This window comes from Nonomuraea sp. NPDC049758 (assembly GCF_040674635.1).
Classification (GTDB): Bacteria; Actinomycetota; Actinomycetes; order Streptosporangiales; family Streptosporangiaceae; genus Nonomuraea.
In genome coordinates this window covers 280,558-296,569 of sequence record NZ_JBFAMZ010000008.1, presented here as the reverse complement: position 1 = coordinate 296,569, position 16,012 = coordinate 280,558, and the positions used below count along the sequence as shown (strand labels likewise).

Below are 16,012 nucleotides of genomic sequence, written 5' to 3'. Positions count from 1 at the left end.
CACGGAGGCCGTCGCCGCGATCAACCGCACCACCGCGGGCGCACACGGGGGACGCGCGTCAGGCCGTCTCCCGTCTGGTCATGCGCGCAGGTGTGAGACGTCGAGGAGTTCGGCTCCGTCTCCGAGCGGCAGCGCCTCGGAGGCCCTGCCCTCGACGTACCGGTCGAGGAACGCCAGCGTCAGCGCGCCCACGAGCCGGGTGACGCGCTGCCCGTCCACGTGGCCGAGGTGGCCCAGGCGGTGCTTGTCGGGCAGCAGCGCCAGGTCCGTGAAGTCCCGGTGCCCGGCGCCGGCGGCGGCGCACCCGCCGAGGGACATTCCCATGTACGTCAGCCGCGTCAGGTCGCAGGCTCCGGCGAGGTCGCCGAAGGGGCCCGTCCGGTGTCGCGACCGAGAGCGCGTCGGTGACGGCGATCAGGCGGTCGCGCCATTCCCGGACGAGCGGGACCACCCTGCCGTTCTCCCAGAGGTCGGCGAACCAGGCGTGGCGGGCGTCGAGGTCGTCCCCGAGCGGCGTGAAGCGCTCCAGCCGGGTGAACAGGTCGGGGTGCGGCGGGCGGTCCACTCCGGCAGCAGGTCCCGCTCGCTCCGCGTGTCCGCCCGCCGCCTGCTGTGCGAGCTCGTCACAGGCATGGCGGCGGCGCACGGCACCACAGCGGAGATCGACTACGACGCCGAGCTGCCGGTCACCGTCACCGACCCCGCGGAGACCGCCTTCGCGAGCGACACGATCGAACAGCTGTGGGGCGCGCGACGGCTGGCCGCGATGCTCCCCCCGCACCCCGCCTCCGAGGACTTCTCCCGCGTGCTGGCGCGGGTGCCCGGGGCCTTCGTGTTCCCGGGCGCCCGCCCGGCGCGTCTGAGCCGGGACGAGGCGGAGGAGAACCACTCGCCACGCGCGGAGTTCGACGAGGTGGTGCTGGACGACGGCGCGCGGCTGCTGGCCGAACTCGCGGTACGGCGACTGACCCGCGTACGCGACGAATGCAGCGATGTAGCGAACCCAGGGCGTCGTGCCTGATTTCAGCCGATGTCGTGCTGACACGGCACGCGGAAGATCGTGAAGATGTACGCATGAGTTCATCGCAGCCCTTCGCCGGCCCCGGGTCCGCCCCGGATCACCGCTACCTGCTCGACAACGCCCGGGTGGAGGCGGGCGAGCGGTTCACCTGGCTGGCCGAGCTGTTCGACGGCGTCACGCTGGGGCACTTCGACCGGCTCGGCGTGCAGGCGGGCTGGCGCTGCTGGGAAGTCGGCGCGGGAGGTCCCGGCATCCCCGAGGCGCTCGCCACGGCCGTCGGGCCGACCGGTCACGTGCTGGCCACGGACATCAACCCCACCTGGCTGGACCCGCACGCCGGGTACGAGGTGCTCCGGCACGACGTCGTCACGGACCCGCCGCCGCAGCCGGGCACGTTCGACCTGGTGCACGCCCGGCTCGTGCTGGTGCACGTGCCCGACCGGGCCCGGGCGCTGGCCACGATGGTGGCGGCGCTGCGCCCCGGTGGCCGGCTGTTGATCGAGGACGCCGACACCGAGCTGCAGCCGCTGGCCTGCCTCGACGAGGTCGGCCCGGCACAGCAGCGGGCCAACCGGCTGCGGCGCGCCGTCCGGGAGTTGCTGACCCGACGCGGCGCCGACCTGCGCTTCGGCCGGACGCTGCCGCGGGCGTTGCGCGCGGCCGGCCTGGTCGACGTCGCGGCGGCCGGTTGCTTCCCGGTCGGCGGGGTGGCCTGCGACCGGCTGGAGGCCGCGACGGTGCGCATGGTCCGCGCCGAGCTGCTCGCCGCCGGGCTGGCCGACGACGCCGAGATCGACGCGCATCTGGCCGCCGTCGAGGCCGGGGAGCTCGACCTCACCCTCGCGCCGCTGATCTCGGCATGGGGACGCCGCCCGGAACAGCCCGGGGCGCCCGGACCGCGCTGAGCCGCGGCTCCCCGGTGGTCGTCAGGCGAGGACCGGGAAGTTGCCGCGGAAGGTGCCGCGGGGGTCGCGGGACCGCTTGACGTCCCGGAGGCGGGCCAGGTCGTCCGGGGCGAAGGCGGCGGCGGCGCGCTCGCCCGGCGCCAGGAAGGTGAACGGCTTGCGCCCCGACGTGCAGGGCACCAGCGCCCCCGTCAGCCGGTCCATGCGCTCGCGCACGGCGGCGCCCCCGTCCTGCCCGGGGATACCGAACAGGTACAACGCGTAAGGCTCCGCCAGGTGCCCGGCAGGGATGCCGGAGGGCCGGGCCAGCGCGCCGCCCAGGTGCCGGACCTGGACGCTGAGCAGCGGGTCGATGGGCTGCTCCAGCAGCACGGCGGCCACGTCGTCGGTCAGCCCGGTCAGCAGTTCGGCGCGGGACATGCCGGGGCCGGGGTCGGTGGGTTCGGCGGTGATGGCGCCCAGTCCGGCGACCGGCAGCACGGCGCGGGAGTCGGACAGGCGTCCCGCGATCTTCTCCAGTGGCCGCATCAATGTCTCGGCGTCGCCGCCCGCGCCGAGGTAGGTGGCGTCCACGGCCACCAGCGGGGCGGCGCCGGGGAACTGCAGGAGGTCGTACCAGAGGGTCAGTTCGTCGGGGGCGGTGGCGGTGATCTCGCGGTAGGCCTCCAGGACGGCGGGGGCCGACGCGGCGGGCCACAACATGCGGCCGCCGTAGAGGTCGGGAGCCGGGTGCAGGTCGAATTCGAGCGCGGTGACGATGGCGAAGTCGCCGCCGCCGCCGCGCAGGGCCCAGAACAGCTCGGGGTCGTCGTCGGCGGTGATCCGGGCGCGCGTGCCCGTGGCGTCCACGATGTCGAAGGCGCGGACGCCGCCGGCTGCCCAGCCGTGCCGGCGGCCGAACCAGCTCAGGCCGCCGCCCAGGGTGTAGCCGGTGACGGTCACCGCCGGGCTGCTGCCGGCCAGTCCGGTCAGCCCGTGCGGGCTCGCGGCCTCCTGGACGCGGCCCCACTTCACGCCGGCCCCCGCGCGGGCGACGCGTTCGGCGGGGTCCACGTGCAGGTGGTCGAGGCGGGCGGTGCGCAGCAGGATCGCCTCGCCGGTGTCGCCCGTGGCTCCGTGGCCGCTCGGCTGGGTGGTGATGGTCAGTCCTGCCAGGTGGGCGTGCCGGACGAGCGCGGCCACGTCCTCGGCGTCGGCGGCCTCGACCACGGCCCGCACGGGCTGGTCGATCGCCAGGTTCCAGGGCCGCCGGGCCTGCTCGAACCCTTCGTCGCCGGCCGCGAGCACCGTGCCCCGGACCACTCCGCGCAGTTCGTCCCCGATGTTCATGTTCACGCCTCTCTCGTCGATGGCTCCACTTTGTCGGGTGGGGGCTGGGGCCGAGCTGGGATCGAGTTGAGGTGCCGTAGGGTGGGGACGGACATGGCAGGGTTGGAGTTTCGGCTGTTCGGGCCGCTTGAGGTCGCCGGCGGGCAGGGTGTGCTGGATCTCGGTACGCGTAAGCAGCGTGCCCTGGTCACGATGCTGGCCTTGGAGCCCGGCCGGGTGGTGTCGCTCGACCGGCTCATCGACGAGCTGTGGGCGGGGGAGCCGCCCGCCGGGGCGACCCGCACTCTTCAGGCGTACATCGCCCACCTGCGCCGGGTGCTGGAGCCCGACCGGCCGCCGCGTACCCCGCCGCGTGTCCTGCTCACCCGTGAGCCGGGCTATCTGCTGGCCGTCGCGCCCGGTCAGGTCGACCTGTGGCGGTTCGCCTCCTGGGCCGGTGAGGGCCGCGCGGCGCTCGCGCGTGGCGCGCCCGGCCGGGCCGTCGAGCTGCTCGACCGGGCGCTCGGGCTGTGGCGGGGCGAACCGCTGGGGGAGTTCGCCGGTCAGGAGTTCGCCCAGCCGGTCGCCGCACGGCTCGCCGAGATCCGGGTCACCGCTCTGGAGGACCGTTTCGACGCGCGCCTGGCTCTGGGGGAGGACGCGCCCCTGATCCCCGGTCTGGAGGCGCTGGTCGGGGCCGAGCCGTACCGGGAGCGGGCCTGGTCGCTGCTCGTGCGCGCGCTCTACCGGGCCGGACGGCAGGCCGACGCGCTCGCCGCGCTGCGCCGGGTGCGTGAGCGACTGTCGGCCGACCTCGGGCTGAGTCCCGGCCCCGATCTGCGGGAGCTGGAACGCGCGGTGTTCGACCAGGCGCCCGAGCTGCGTCCGCCGGCGCCCGAGCCGGTGGCGCCGCTCGTCCCGGCCGCTCCCGAACCGGAGGGCGAGGCCCTCATCGCCCGCTTGGCCGAACTGGAGCTGGTGGCGCGGCGGCTGGGCGCCGCGCGGCGCGGCGACGGTGGAGCCGTGCTGGTCATGGGGGAGGCGGGCATCGGCAAGACCCGGTTCGTCCGGGCCGCCGCCGACCTGGCCGCCGCGCGCGGGTTCCGGGTGGCGTGGGGACGTTGCGCCGATCGAGCCGCCTCGGCCTTCTGGCCCTGGACGCAGATCCTGCGCGAGGCGGGTGATGCCACCGGGTTGCTGTCCGGCCGCGCCCGCGACCCCGAGCAGGACCTGTTCGGCCTGTACGAGCAGGTCCTGGACGTCCTGACCCGGACGCAGGCGCCGCTGGCCGTCGTCTTCGAAGACCTCCACTGGGCCGACGTGTCCTCGCTGCGGCTGCTGGAGTTCGTCGCCGAGTCCGCGCTGCGGCGTCCGCTGCTCGTCCTGGTCACCTGCCGTCCAGAGCCCGGCGACCACCCCGGCGAGCTGCGCGGGACGCTGGCGGCGCTGACGCGGTCGGGCGAGCGCCTGGAGCTGCCGCCGTTCACCTCCGGCGACGTGGCCGCCTTCCTGCGGGCCAAGCAGGTCGCCGACGAGCCCGGCCTGGTCGGCGACCTGCTCGACAGGACCGGCGGCAACCCCTTCTACCTGGGCGAGGTGCTGCGCCTGCCGCGCGGCGAGCGCACGGTCCCCAGCGGCGCCCGTGACGTGATCGAGCGTCGCGTCGCGCGCCTGCCCGACGAGACCCGGGTCCTGCTCGCCGCCGCCGCCGTGGCCGGCCGTGACGTGGACGCCGGCCTGCTGGAGAGCGTCACCGGCAGCACCGCCGAGCAGGTGATGGCCGCTCTGGAGCCGGCCGTCGCCACCGGTCTGCTGACCGAGCCGCCCGCCGGGCCCGACTACCGCTTCTCGCACGCCCTCGTCCAGGAGGCCCTGTACGCCGGGCTCGGCAAGCTCGACCGTTCGCGCCTGCACCTGCGTACGGGCGAGGCGCTGGAAGGCGTCCTGCCCGAGTCGCGGTCGGCCACGCTCGCCCACCACTTCTCCCAGGCGGGCCGCCTCGACGTCGCGGGCAGAACCGTCAGGTACGCCTCCAGCGCCGCCCGGCACGCCGGCGCGCAGCTGGCCCACACCGAGGCGGCCGGTTTCTGGACGCTGGCCCTGTCGGCGCTCGAACCCGGCCGCGACGCCGAACGCGCCCGCCTGCTCACCGAGCTCGGCCACGCCCACCGCGCCGCCGGTCAGCCGCAGGACGCGCACCGCGACTGGGAGGAGGCGATCGGCCTGGCCAGAGCCGCCGGCGACCGGGAGGCGCTCATCTCCGCGGTCACCGCCATCGGCGGCCCGGCCCTGTGGAACTGGCGCCCGTACGGCGTCGTCGACCCCGACCTGGTCGCCGTCATCGAAGAGCTGCTCGACGGCCCGCTGCCGGACGCCGACCGCGCCACCCTGCTGGGCACCCTCGCCCTTGAGCTGCACTACGGTCCCCGCGGCGCCGAGGGCGAACGCCACGCCGCCGAGGCGGTCGCCCTGGCCAGACGGACCGGTGACACGCCGCTCCTGGCCCGCACGATGAACAACTACCTGCTCGCCGCGTTCCGCCCCGGAGGCAACGCCGCGCGGCGCGCGATGGCCGAGGAGCTGGCGGCCCTGCCCGGCCTGCCGGTGAGCGGCGAGGTGCTGGCGCGGGTCTCCCTCATGTCCTGCCTGCTGCGCGACGGCGACCTGCCCGGCTGGGACCGTGAGCTGGCCCGCTGCGAGGCGCTGCTGGCCGGATCGCCGCGCCCGGAGCTGGAGTCGATGGTGCGCATCGCCCAGACCCCCCGTGCCACCCTCGACGGCCGATGGGAGGAGGCCGAGGACCTGCTCGCCCGGTACGGCGACATGCGGTTCGCCCCGACCATGTGGGGCCGCCGGTACCACCGGCTGGTGACCACGTTCACCTGCCGGCGCGGCCAGGGGCGGGTGGCGGAGGTCCTGGAGGAGCTGGTGGCCGCCGCGGAGGAGCCGCGGTTCGTGCCGCTGCGGCCCGTCGCCGTGCTCGCCGCCGTCGAGTCCGGCCGGATCGAGCTGGCGCACGAGCTGGTGGCGCGCTGGGGGACCGACGTCCCCGACGACTGGGCGGCCGACTTCCTCGTGCCCGTCTGGGGCCTGGTCGCCGCCCGCCTGGGCGTGCCCGATCCGCGTGCGCTCTACGACCGGCTGCTTCCGTACGCCGACCTGCTGGTGGTGGCCGGCATGGGCACCGCCTGCTGGGGGTCCACCCATCTCGTGCTGGCCGAGCTGGCCCGCCGCCTCGGCGACGAGGACGCCGCCCGCGCCCACGCCGCCGCCGCTCGGCCGGCACCGCCGGGCGGCTAGCGGATCTGCGTCGCTGTAGCGGAACCACCCCTCGCGCAGCTCGATCCCGCGCCGCAGCGCCGCCCGCACGCCGGCGTGCGCCGCCCGTCTCGGCGCAGTCTCAGTGCCTTCTCAACGCTCTGGCCTGCTCCCTGACCTCCTCCGCGCGGGCGTCGCCGAGCTGGTCGAACCACTCCGCCGCGCGCTTCCACGCGTCGAGCGCCGCCTCGGTCTCACCGGCCAGCGCGTGCGTCTCGCCCAGCCTGACCAGCGTCTCCGCCGCGGGATACAGGTCGTCGCAGCCCCGCAGCAACTCCGCGGCGCGTTCGTAGCAGGTCACCGCCTCGGCGTGCTGGCCCATGGCGTCCAGGACGTAGGCGACGCTGTCCCAGGCGTGCCCCTCGCCCTGCGGGTATCCGAAGCCGGCCAGCAGGCGCTGCGCCCGGCGGCAGTCGGCCAGCGCCTGCTCGTACTCGCCGCGCTGGGCGCGCCACCAGCCCGCGTTGTTCAGCGCCCGCGCCTCCCCGACGACGTCGCCGCCCTGCCTGAACAGCTCCATCGCCCGTACGGCGTGCTCCAGCTCCCGCCCCGGCCCGATCCGGCTCAGCGGGACGGTCAGCCCCAGGTGGACGTGCGCCTCAAGGACCGGCTCGGTGTACCGGCGGTGCAGCTCCAGCGCCCTCTCGTAGTGCGCCACCGCCTCCCGGTCGTGTCCCAGCTTGACGTGGGCGCGGGCCATGGCGTTGTGGCAGCGCGCCGCGGCCAGCCCCTCGTCGAGGCGTTCGGCCGCCGACAGCGCCACCTCCTGGACGCCGAGGATCTCGGCCCACGGGCCGCGCCGCTGCATGAACTCCGTGAACGCCCAGGCGAGCTGCCAGGCGTGCCGGTCCAGCCCGGCGCCGGTGGCCTCGGCGAGCAGCGCGGGCAGGGGCAGCGACTCCGCGGCGAACCAGCGCAGCGCCTGCGCCGCGCCGGCGAAGCGCTGCACCACGACGCCCGCGACCGGCGGTGGCGGGTGCAGCCGCTCACGATGGGGATAGCAGACCTCGCTCGCGGCCAGGGCGGTGTGCACGTAGTGGTCGAGGAGGCGGTGCGTCGCCGCCCGGCGTACCTCCTGGTCGTCGGTCGCGCGGCCCTGCTCGGCCGCGTAGACCCGGAGCAGGTCGTGCAGGCGTACGCGGCCTTCCGCGCGCAGCTCGACCAGGTTGGCGTGGTCGAGCCGGTCGACCGTCTCCCGCGCGCGGTCGACCGGCAGGCCGGCCAGGCTCGCCACCGCCGCGAGCGGCAGGTGCCCGCCCGATTCGCGGCCGAGCAGCCGGAAGAGGCGGGCGGCCGGTTCCGGCAGGTCGTGGTAGGAACGTCCGAGCACCTGACGCAGGTCGATGGCCGGATCGGCGTGGACGAACGGCTCCAGCCCCGGACGCGCCAGATCGGCGGCGGCATCGGCCAGCGACAGCTCCGTCCTGCGGGACAGGCGCGCCGCGACGATCGCCAGCGCCAGCGGCAGGTGGCCGCATCGGCGGACGATCCGGGCGGCCGCCTCGGGCTCGGCCGACAGGCGTGCCGCGCCCAGCCGCGCCGACAGCAGCCCGCGGGCGTCGCCGTCCGGCAGGACGTCCAGGCGCAGCAGCGACGCGCCCGCGGTCACCGACAGGCCGGACAGGTCGGAGCGGGTGGTGATCAGCGTCAGGCAGCCCGGCGCGCCGGCCAGCAGGGGACGCACCTGGGCCGCGTCGCGGGCGTCGTCCAGGACGACCAGCACCCGGCGGCCGGACAGCAGGCTGCGGAACAGCCCGATCTGCGCGTCGAGGCTCGCGGGCACCCGTCCCTCCGGCACGCCGAGCGAGCCGAGGAAGCGGGGGAGCACCGCGGCGGCGTCACTCGCGTCGAGGTCCGCGTGCAGCTGGCCGTCGGGGTAGCGCTCCCGGCGCAGGTGTGCCCAGCGCAGGGCCAGCGACGACTTGCCCACCCCCGGAGGGCCGTGGATCACGCGGACCGGGGCCCGCTCGCCGTCCAGCCGCTCCAGCTCGGCGGCCCGGCCGACGAAGCAGCCGAGGTCGAGCGGGAGCTGGGCGGGCGCCACGGGCTCGGCGGCGCGGGCGCCCCGATCGGGATGGAGCATCCGCTGGTGGACGCGGTGCAGTTCGGGCCCCGGATCGACGCCCAGTTCCTCGGCCAGGAGGGCGCGCACGTCCGCGAAGCGGGTCAGCGCCTCGGCGGTCCTGCCCCACTCGTGCAGCGCCTCGATCAGCGCGGCCGCCACCGGCTCGTCCAGCGGGTACTCCGCGGCCAGCGGCGACAGCGCCGCCACCGCCGCTCCCGGATCGGCGCGGGTCACGGCGCGCGCCCAGCGCAGGCGGACCTCCTTGTGCTCGTCACGAAGAGCGCGGCGCGCCCGCTCGGCCCACTCGCCCGGCAGCCCCATGAGCGGCTCGCCGCGCCACAGCCCGAGCGCCTCGCCCAGCAACGCCTCCGGCTCCGGGACGGACGCCGCCCGCTCGGCCAGGCCGCGGAACCGGACGAGGTCCACCGCCGTCTCCTCCACGTCGAGCAGGTAGCCGCCGAGCCGGCGCAGCACGTCGCCGTCGTCGCCCAGCACGTCGTGGCGGAGCTGCGTGATGATCGTGTAGAGGGTCCTCCTGGCGCCGTCGGGCACCTGCTCGCCCCAGATCCTCTCCTGCAGCGCCTCGACGGGGACGACCCGGCCCACCTCCCACGCCAGGGCGGCCAGTGCGAGCGCGACCTGCGGAGGCCGTACCTGGCGGATCCGTGCCTCGCGTTCCAGTTCCACCGGCCCAAGCAACCGAATCAGCATGATCTTCGAGGGTAGTCATGGAGACGGCATTGAGAAATCGTCGAGCTGGTCGCGACGCCCCTCCGGTGGACGGTTGCTGATCACCCGTACGGACGACCTCGCCTTCCTGCTCCGGTAGCGTCATCGGCGCCATCAAGAAAGGGGCTGGTGAAGTACGTGATGTGCGAGCCGCAGCATGGCGAGGTCGAAGAGGTCGACGCGACGGAGACGGACGAACCCGAGAGCGGAGGGACGATTTCGATTCTGTCCCGCATCGATTACCGCATCGAGGATTTCGACCGGCTTCTCGAGGAAGGGCGCAAGTCCTACCGGCGGATACAGCCTGACGCGAGCCCGGAAGAAGTGAACGACGCCGTACCGGACCTGCAGAGTGCCATTTACGAGATCATGCATGCGAACGAGGATCGAATCCCCTTCCCCTTCCCTTCCGGGGTGCCGATCGCGGGCATCACGTGGTTTCTGGAAGTGGACGAGGCGCTGGGGAAAGACGTGGACAGATCGCCCGAGCAGCCCTTCGGCATCGCCTGCACCATGGAAGACGGCGATCTCATCCATCAACATCGCGACATTTATCACCTGACGGCAGAGGCACTGGAGTCACCGAGAGAGCCCGACCTCCACTCCGGAGAGTGAGTCCGGACGGGCCGCCTGCCGGCCGGCCTCTGGCAGCAGGCGCCCCCGGACGCCCCCCGAAGGGGGACGGCGGCTACCGCCGAAGTTGCAGGCGGACGAACCGCCGTACAGCGGTTGATAGACGAAAAATCTCTATTTTTCGCCGTATTTCACGAGCTCAGGGCCGTTGGTAGCGTCAGCCGCGCAACACGGAGTGATCCTCAGCGAGGAGGCCGGTGTGGTCGTGCGATGGTTGTCAGCGCTCATCCTGGTCTTCTCCGGGATCCTCGTGGTGACGGGGGCGCCCCCGGCCGCCGCCGCGTCGGTTCAGCCGGGACCGGGCCAGTTCTACGGGGTCCGGGCCCGGGTGCTGAGCAACGTGTCGATCGCGGCGGGGGCCACCACCACGGTCAAGGTGGCGGGCGTGGGCGCGGTGCCCGCGAGCGGGGTCGCGAGCGTCGCGGTGAACTTCGCGGCCAAGGGCGCGAGCGCGGCGGGCGGCCTCATCGTCTTCCCCTCCGACCTGGCCGCGGCTCCCGCGGTGACGGGCACCCGCTACCGGTCCGGCGTGTGGGACGACCAGCTCGTGACGGTCAAGCTCGGCCCGGACGGCGCGCTCAAGGTCAAGAACACCGGCACGGCCGCCGTCAACGTCTACGCCGACGTGCACGGGTACTACACCGCGACGGCCGCCGCGACGGCGGGAGCCCGATACGTGCCGCTGAACACCGGCCGGGTCATCGGCAACCAGACCGTCGCGGCCAACTCGACCGCCACGTTCGCGGTGGCGGGGGTGGGCGGCGTGCCGGCCTCCGGGGTGGCGTACGTGGCGCTGACGTTCGCGGTGAAGAGCACCGGATCCGGCAAGATGATCGCCTACCCGTCCGGCGGCACGCTGCCCGTCGGGTCGAACATCGACTACCGGCCCTCCTACTTCCAGTCGAACCTGGTCATCGCCGCCCTCGGGGCGGACGGCAAGATCGCCGTCAACAACAACGGGGCCGCCGCGCTGACGGTGTACGCCGACGTGGCGGGCTACTTCGCGACGCCCGCCGCCACGGTCGCCTCCTCGATCTTGGCGCCCGTCGCCCCGTCACGGACCCTCACCTCCGTGACGGTGGCGGCGGGCGCCTCGTACACGGTCGCCCCGCTGGGCAAGGGCGGCGTGCCGGCCTCCGGGGTGAGCGCGGTCGGCGTGAACATCACCGCCAAGGGCACGGCGAACGGCCTGCTGCGCGTCCACCCCACGGGCCAGGCGAGCATCCCGGGCGGCGGCTCGATCGCGTACCAGCCGAACGACTTCTGGTCGAGCCTGGTGCCGGTCAAGGTGGGCACCGGCGGCACGTTCGTGATCCTGAACACCGGCACCGCGAGCGTCAGCGTGACCGTCGACACCTTCGACTACTACGGATCGGCGTCCGTGCCGTCCGCCCCGGCTGGCGTCTCCGCGACGGCGGGCGACACGTCGGCGACCGTCTCCTGGCAGCGTCCCGCGGACGGTGGCGCGCCGATCACCGGGTACACGGTCACCGCCGGCCCCGGTGGCAGGACCGCGACGGTCTCCGGCGACCTGTTGACGGCCACGGTCACCGGCCTGACCAACGGCACCGCGTACACCTTCACCGTGACCGCCGCCAACGCGGTGGGCGGTTCGGCCAGGTCGGCGGCGTCCGCGCCGGTGACGCCGGCCGGGGCGGTCAGCCGTCCCTCGCCGCCGCTCGGGGTGTCCGCGACGCCGGGCGACCGTACGGCCAAGGTCACCTGGCGCGCGCCCGCCTCCGACGGCGGCTCCGCGATCACCGGGTACGTCGTGACGGCCGCCCCCGGCGGCGCGACCGCGACCGTCGCCGGCGACCAGTTACAGGCCACGGTCACCGGCCTGACCAACGGCACTGCGTACACCTTCACCGTCACGGCGGCCAACGCGAACGGGGTGTCCGACGCCTCCGCGCCCGGCGACCCGGTCACGCCCGGCGTCGCGGGCAGGCCCGGCCGCCCGTTCGTCACCGGCGTGTACGGCAGGGACGGCGCGGTGCGCGTCACCTGGGCCCCGCCCGAGACCGGCGCCGCGGGCGTGACCGGCTACGTCGTGACGGCGGCCCCCGGCGGCGCCACCGTGAACACGACGGCCACGGAGGCCACGGTCACCGGCCTGACCAACGGCACCGACTACTCCTTCACCGTCACCGCGGTCGGCGCGGCGGGCGCGGGAGACCCGTCGCCGCCCTCGGACGCGGTGCGCCCGGCGCCCGCCGAGGTGCCCATGTCCCCGCCCGCGCTGCTGGTGACCCCCCTCGACCAGCGGGTGGACGTGCAGTGGGCGCCCGCGGTGGACGGCGGCTCGCCGATCACCGGGTACACGGTGACCGTCCAGCCCGGCGGCCGGACCGCCGACACTCCGCCCGACACGACGGTCACCTCGGTGACCGGGCTGGCCAACGGCACCGCGTACACGGTCTCGGTCGTCGCCAGGAACGCGGTGGGCGCGAGCGCCCCGAGCACCGCGGCGGCGGTCACCCCGGCGGCCAGCCGGCCGCCCGGCGCGCCGACGCACCTACGGGCCGGGCTCCCGGCCTCCGGCAGCGTCCAGGTCACCTGGGACGCGCCCGCCGACATCGGCACCGGCCCCGTCACCGGCTACACGGTGACGGCCAGCCCCGGCGGCAGGACCGCGACGGTCACCGCCACCACCGCCACGATCTCGGGACTGGACCCCGCCACGGCCTACACCTTCACCGTGCGCGCCACCAACGCCGCGGGCACCGGCACGGCCAGCGCCCCGACCGAGGCGATCACGCCGAAGCTCACGGTCAAGAGCGAGCCGCGGGTGCTGTCCCCGCAGGCGGCGGCCACGTTGCGGGCCGTACGGGGGCGGGCCCTGGAGTTCGAGAACCCGCCGGCCGAAGTCACCGGGCTCACCGCGGGCACGCTGCTCGTCATCGGCCAGACCGGACGCACCCCCGAAGGGTTCTTCGGCGGGGTGTCCGGCACCGCGCTGCAGAACGGGCGGTTCGTCGTCTGGACCACGGCCGCCTCGCTGAGCGACGCCTTCACCGACGCCAACTTCGCCACCGACGGCCGCGTGGACACCGGCGACCAGGTGGAGTTCGTGCCGTCGGTGCCGGGGGCGCGGCTCGTCAAACCCGTCGAGAACACCAGTAACCGGGCGGCCGGGCCGCGGATCGGCCTGCGGGACGGGAACCTGGTCATCGAGTTCGAGGAGTCGTTCGAGCAGAAGGGCCGCTCGGTCACGAAGGTCGAGGGCTGGGCGGTGATCGACCAGGACACCAAGATGGGCGCCAGCACCGACTCCGCCGGCCGCGGCGTGGACATCAGCAACACCACGAAGATCAGCTCCGAGGTGCGGGTGAAGCAGGGCCTCGGGTTCGAGTTCAAGAAGCGGGCGCACCTCGGGCACGTCAACGGGCCGTGCTTCTCGTTCATGGTGGGCAAGGTGCCGGTCGTGGTGTGCGTGCGCTTCTCGGTCGCGCTGTCGGTCGAGGCGTCCGCCTCGGTCGGCCTGAGCTTCGCCGTCCACTGGGACAAGCAGTTCGGCACGCGCTGCCACACCAGCAAGAGCGGCACGTCCTGCACCCCGAACGACGGCGGCCCCGGCTTCTACAGCGACGGCGGCGTCGGGGCCTACGGCGACGGCACGTTCACCACCGCCATCTCCACCGACGTCGAGCTCCTGCTGTACGGCGTGGTGGGCCCCGCCCTGGTGGTGGACGTGCCGGGCGCGCAGCTCAAGGCCGACACCACGCAGAACCCGTGGTGGGAACTGCGGGTGCTGGCCCGGCTCGGGGCCGCCATCGACCTGGGCGCGATCGGCAAGGACTACTCGGTCTGGCGCAAGGACGACATCATCAGCTCGTTCTGGACGGTCACCCACGCCCCGGGCGCGTTCCAGGGCATCAAGGTCACCCCCCAGCGCGGCAAGGTGGGACCGGGCCAGAACTACCAGTTCAAGGTCACCGTCTCCGGCTATCCCGACGACGTCGTCACCCAGTGGAAGCTGATCAGCGGCCCCGGCACGCTCACCGCGGACGGCCTGTTCAACTCCTCGCAGGAGGGCTTGGCCGAGGTCGAGGTGACCAGCCCGGCGACCGGCGGGCACCCGCAGCTGCAGGCCCGCGGCGGAGTCGAGGTCGGCGCGCAGTACGGCACACCAGGCCCGCCCAAGCTCGACACCTACACCGCGCCGACGCTGCGCGGGGCCACCGTCAGCTGGTCGCCGCCGGCCGACACCGGCACGAGCGACATCTCCGGCTACGTGGTGACCGCGACGGCCGAGGACGGCAGCCGGACAGCGCGTGCGTACGCCTACGGCGGCGACGCGACGCACCAGCTCGTCCAGGGGCTCACGCCCGGGGTGACGTACAGCGTCACCGTGATCGCGCAGAACGCCCAGGGCAGCGGCGAGCCGTCAGCGCCGCTGAAGCTGACACCGACGGACGTGATCTTCTTCGGCCCGCCCTCCACGCTCGGCGCGGACCTCGCGGGCAGCACCGAGACGCAGGGCCGGCCCGACTCCTCCGGCACGGCCGGCGGCGCCACCGGCGCCGCGGCCTCCGGCGACGGCCGCTACATCTTCTTCATGACCAAGGCGCGCAGCAACCTCATGCCGGACGACCGGCGCGCGCCCTCCAGCACGGTGCCGTTCATCCTGCGCAAGGACACGCAGGGCGGCGGCACGCAGGTGGTGTCGATGGGCGCCGACGGCGTCACCCCGGTCACCGGTTTCGTCGGCGGCCCGCTGGCCAGCCGGTACGGCAACGTGGTCGCCTTCACCTCGCTGGAGTGGACCGGCGTGCTGACCCCGAGGTCGGTCGTGCACGACATCGCCGCCAGGACCTCCTGGACGCTGGAGGAGTACGGCTACGTCTCCGCCGTCAGCGACGACGGGCACGCGGTCGTCTACTGGAAGAAGCTGGACGTGAACTCGGCCACCTCCCGGTGGAACCTCTACCGGCAGGTCAAGGGCGGCGCGGCGCAGAAACTGACCTCGTGCGACTCCCAGACCGACGGCGACTGCCCGACCTCCACGGGCGAGGGCGTCCTGTCCGGCGACGGCAACCGGGTGACCTGGTCCACCTACGACGCCACCGCCCAGAAGTACCGCACCTGGCTGTATGATGCCACCGCCGGCGGCACGACGGAGATCTTCCCGGGCGCCGACGTCGGCGACCCGATCATCTCCGGCGACGGGCAGGTGGTGGCCCTGCGGTTCACCGCGCATCCGTCCCAGACCTCGTGCCTTATGGTCGCCAGGATCGGCGGCGCCACGCCGGGCGCGGGCAACTGCCTGGTCCCCGAGGACGCCAACGGTCACGGCAAGGCGCTGATCCTCAGCCAGAAGGGCACCGCGCTGGCCTACGAGTACACCGACGACGACTCGGTGCGCAGCCTGCGCAGCTACCGGGGCGGCGTCACCCATCTGGCGGGCGGCGCGCCGGGGCAGTCGTGGCCGGTGACGGCATTCATCACCGACGACGACCAGCGCCTGATCTACACCCTCGGCTACGACGGCGGCACGGCCACGGCCGACACCGTCGTCGCCCACGAGGTGCCGGGCGTGTGGTGGGACTTCACCACGGGCGGGATGCCCGGTGGCCCCCCGGCAACCGCCGCAGCGCCCGACCGGCGCGCGCCGGCCCGCGACCTGCGGGTACGCATGCCGGACAAGCCGGTCACACTCGGCTCGACGCACCTACGGGGAACTGTCGCCGACAGTTCCCCGATCCCCCACCTGCGTCAATCGCCGCGGACCCGGCTCGGTTCGTCAGGGCGAGCCGGCGGGCCGGGCGACCCGGTCAACCGCCCGGCCACCTGAACCTGCCGAGCCGCAGGGCATCCCCTTCCAGCAGGCATTTGCCGCCAGGGCGTCCGCCACCACGTCCATGCCCTGGCGCCCGGGACGCCAGCGCCGCCCCCACCGCCCCCTCGCCGCGCCCGGACCGGGGCGCTGGGGGTGGTCGCGGTTGGGCTTACGCTCCTCCCGTGACGTCCATCGTGGTGTGAGGTCCCGGCAACGTCGCCGGGCACCGCATCGCCCGTGCCGACGACGGCACT

General features: G+C 74.4%; 8 protein-coding genes. 5 read left to right on the top strand and 3 right to left on the bottom strand.

All coding sequences use genetic code 11. From position 1 onward, the window contains the following. Positions 1–78 precede the first annotated feature (78 nt). The gene (locus tag AB0J46_RS23230) at positions 79–324 is read right to left on the bottom strand and encodes a hypothetical protein (protein WP_364335244.1); all 246 of its coding nucleotides are present in this window, start codon (positions 322–324) and stop codon (positions 79–81) included. A 160-nt stretch (positions 325–484) separates the two neighbouring features. On the opposite strand from AB0J46_RS23230, the gene AB0J46_RS23225 reads away from it, so the two are divergent. Beyond that, a complete protein-coding gene (locus tag AB0J46_RS23225; protein ID WP_364335242.1) occupies positions 485–1,021 on the top strand; it encodes a M20/M25/M40 family metallo-hydrolase in 537 nt (178 codons plus the stop codon). 53 nt (positions 1,022–1,074) lie between these two features. Then, positions 1,075–1,926 (top strand): methyltransferase domain-containing protein, encoded by an 852-nt coding sequence (locus AB0J46_RS23220; protein ID WP_364335240.1) that lies wholly within the window; start codon positions 1,075–1,077, stop codon positions 1,924–1,926. A 21-nt stretch (positions 1,927–1,947) separates the two neighbouring features. Here AB0J46_RS23220 and AB0J46_RS23215 read toward each other — a convergent pair whose 3' ends face one another. Further along, on the bottom strand, positions 1,948–3,255 hold the full coding sequence (locus tag AB0J46_RS23215) for an FAD-binding oxidoreductase (protein WP_364335238.1): 1,308 nt from the start codon (positions 3,253–3,255) through the stop codon (positions 1,948–1,950). Between the two features lie 93 nt (positions 3,256–3,348). On the opposite strand from AB0J46_RS23215, the gene AB0J46_RS23210 reads away from it, so the two are divergent. After that, positions 3,349–6,534, top strand: coding sequence for a BTAD domain-containing putative transcriptional regulator (locus AB0J46_RS23210; RefSeq protein ID WP_364335236.1), 3,186 nt, complete (start codon positions 3,349–3,351; stop codon positions 6,532–6,534). Positions 6,535–6,634: 100 nt separating this feature from the next. On the opposite strand, the gene AB0J46_RS23205 is transcribed toward AB0J46_RS23210, so the two are convergent. Beyond that, entirely contained in the window at positions 6,635–9,328 is a 2,694-nt protein-coding gene (locus tag AB0J46_RS23205) for a BTAD domain-containing putative transcriptional regulator (protein WP_364335234.1), read from the bottom strand. Between the two features lie 147 nt (positions 9,329–9,475). Between AB0J46_RS23205 and AB0J46_RS23200 the strand changes: the two genes are divergently transcribed. Together AB0J46_RS23200 and AB0J46_RS23195 are read left to right on the top strand one after the other, a co-directional pair. Further along, a complete protein-coding gene (locus AB0J46_RS23200) occupies positions 9,476–9,961 on the top strand; it encodes a hypothetical protein (protein WP_364335232.1) in 486 nt (161 codons plus the stop codon). 223 nt (positions 9,962–10,184) lie between these two features. Next, the gene (locus AB0J46_RS23195) at positions 10,185–15,773 is read left to right on the top strand and encodes a fibronectin type III domain-containing protein (protein WP_364335230.1); all 5,589 of its coding nucleotides are present in this window, start codon (positions 10,185–10,187) and stop codon (positions 15,771–15,773) included. Positions 15,774–16,012 lie beyond the last annotated feature (239 nt).

Coding starts and splice junctions, on each gene's coding strand:
- AB0J46_RS23230 (WP_364335244.1), bottom strand. CDS start 324: ATGGGAATGTCCCTCGGCGGGTGCGCCGCCGCCGGCGCCGGGCACCGG.
- AB0J46_RS23220 (WP_364335240.1), top strand. CDS start 1,075: ATGAGTTCATCGCAGCCCTTCGCCGGCCCCGGGTCCGCCCCGGATCAC.
- AB0J46_RS23215 (WP_364335238.1), bottom strand. CDS start 3,255: ATGAACATCGGGGACGAACTGCGCGGAGTGGTCCGGGGCACGGTGCTC.
- AB0J46_RS23210 (WP_364335236.1), top strand. CDS start 3,349: ATGGCAGGGTTGGAGTTTCGGCTGTTCGGGCCGCTTGAGGTCGCCGGC.
- AB0J46_RS23205 (WP_364335234.1), bottom strand. CDS start 9,328: ATGCTGATTCGGTTGCTTGGGCCGGTGGAACTGGAACGCGAGGCACGG.